Origin of the sequence: Acidibrevibacterium sp., from assembly GCF_049965395.1 — a bacterium.
GTDB lineage: Bacteria > Pseudomonadota > Alphaproteobacteria > Acetobacterales > Acetobacteraceae > Acidibrevibacterium > Acidibrevibacterium fodinaquatile.
Window position 1 is genome coordinate 1 of record NZ_JBMFWJ010000107.1, and the last position, 1,572, is coordinate 1,572.

General features: G+C 63.5%; 3 protein-coding genes. 1 reads left to right on the top strand and 2 read right to left on the bottom strand.

From position 1 onward, the window contains the following. Window positions 1-311: hypothetical protein (locus tag ACP5M5_RS14690; protein ID WP_427938600.1), on the top strand; the 311-nt coding region annotated here is incomplete at its 5' end. Here the strand turns inward: ACP5M5_RS14690 and ACP5M5_RS14695 are convergent. Together ACP5M5_RS14695 and ACP5M5_RS14700 are read right to left on the bottom strand one after the other, a co-directional pair. Then, window positions 266-1,165 (bottom strand): polysaccharide deacetylase family protein, encoded by a 900-nt coding sequence (locus ACP5M5_RS14695; protein WP_427938602.1) that lies wholly within the window; start codon window positions 1,163-1,165, stop codon window positions 266-268. The genes ACP5M5_RS14690 and ACP5M5_RS14695 overlap by 46 nt on opposite strands. 2 nt (window positions 1,166-1,167) lie before the next feature. Beyond that, window positions 1,168-1,572: 2OG-Fe(II) oxygenase family protein (locus tag ACP5M5_RS14700; RefSeq protein WP_427938604.1), on the bottom strand; the 405-nt coding region annotated here is incomplete at its 5' end.

Here is a 1,572-nt window from a genome sequence, read left to right on the forward strand (position 1 = left end):
ACTCACCCGGAGATTACGCCACCCAGAATTTCCACACACTTCACGACGCCACCGAGCGTCAAGCCAAATGTGGCCAGCCGCTCTTTGAGGTCCGCCATCATCCGCCGCGCGTCCGCCGCGCTCTCGAAGCCCGTGACGAAATCATCGGCATAGCGCACGATCAAGACTCGGGCGCGCGCGTCGCCATTCTTCCCGAATTACAGAGCGTTGATGGGATGCTTACCTCGGTGCTTCTGCGCCTTCGAGGACCGCGCTTTTCATCCGATTATGAACTTTTAGCGGATGCGTCAAAAGGTGACAACGCCGCGTAATGCTGGGCGATGGCGCCTGGTTTCGTGATCCAGACATCGTCGCGGCGTGCGGCGATATGAGCGAGCGCGCGGCGAAGATGGCGGAGGCGGAATGGCTGGCCCACGATATAGGCGTGCAGCGCGATCCCCATGCCCAGCGGCTGCGCCGCGCTCTGGGCCAGCATTTCCTCGAATTGATCGATGATCATGTCGGCGAATTCCGCTGCGCTGGCGCGGCGGACGGCGATCGCCGGGATGTCGTTGATCTCCTGCGGGTAGGGGACCGAGAGAATAGCGCCAGAGCGGGTCCGCATCCAGACCGGCTGGTCGTCATGGCACCAATCGAGAAGATACTCATAGCCTGCCTCCTTGAGGAGGTCTGGCGTCACATGGCTTTGCGCGAGCCAGGGGCCAAGCCAACCCCGCGGGCGCTGCCCGCACCAGGCAGCGATGCGCGCCGTTGCGTCCCCAATAAGCGCGCTCTCGCCGCCTTCGGACAGCACCGATTGGCGCTCGGAATTCGTGCGGCCATGCCCGACGATCTCATCGCCGCGGGCGAGAAAAGCCGCGGCAAGAGATGGGCAGTGATCGAGAAGGCTGCTGTTGAGCAACAGCGCCGACGGCAGCGCCAGTTCCTCGAACATATCGAGCAGGCGCCACGCCCCGACCCGATTGCCATACTCGCGCCATGCGAAATTCGGGACATCCGGCGCCGGGCCGCCGGGGATCAACTCGGCGCCGAGGCCCTCCCCAAACGCGAAATGCTCGAGATTGAGCGCGACATAGACGGCAAGCCGCTTACCTTCCGGCCAGCAAAAATCCGGGCGATCGTTGATGGCGCGATAATCGTAGCGGTCATGCGTTCGAAGCGTCATGGTCAGGCGGCCTGGGTACGGGTGAACTGGTTACGAAGATGCGCGCCCGATGTCGTCGGCGGATAGCGAGGTGGCGCATCCGGCTCGGCGCAGCTCGGCAGACATGTAATATCGGCATCGTAGTTGGGGTTGTGGAAAAATACGATCGACAGGCGCTCGCTGCCATGCGCCTTTGCGCGTGGCGGGTTGACGACACGGTGCAGCGTCGCGATCCAGCGGTCGTTGGTCCAGCGCGCCATGAGCTCGCCAATATTAATGACGAAAGTGCCAGGAATGATCGGCACCTCCACCCAGTCGCCGGCGCGGTTGAAGACCTGCAATCCACCGGGCGCGTCCTCGGTGCGAAGAATGGTGAGGCTGCCGTAATCGCTATGCGCGCCGACCCGCAATTGCCCGGGGGCCGGCGG

What these genes read in the sequence shown, in the direction of transcription:
- ACP5M5_RS14695 (WP_427938602.1), bottom strand. Translation starts at nt 1,165, where the DNA reads ATGACGCTTCGAACGCATGACCGCTACGATTATCGCGCCATCAACGAT.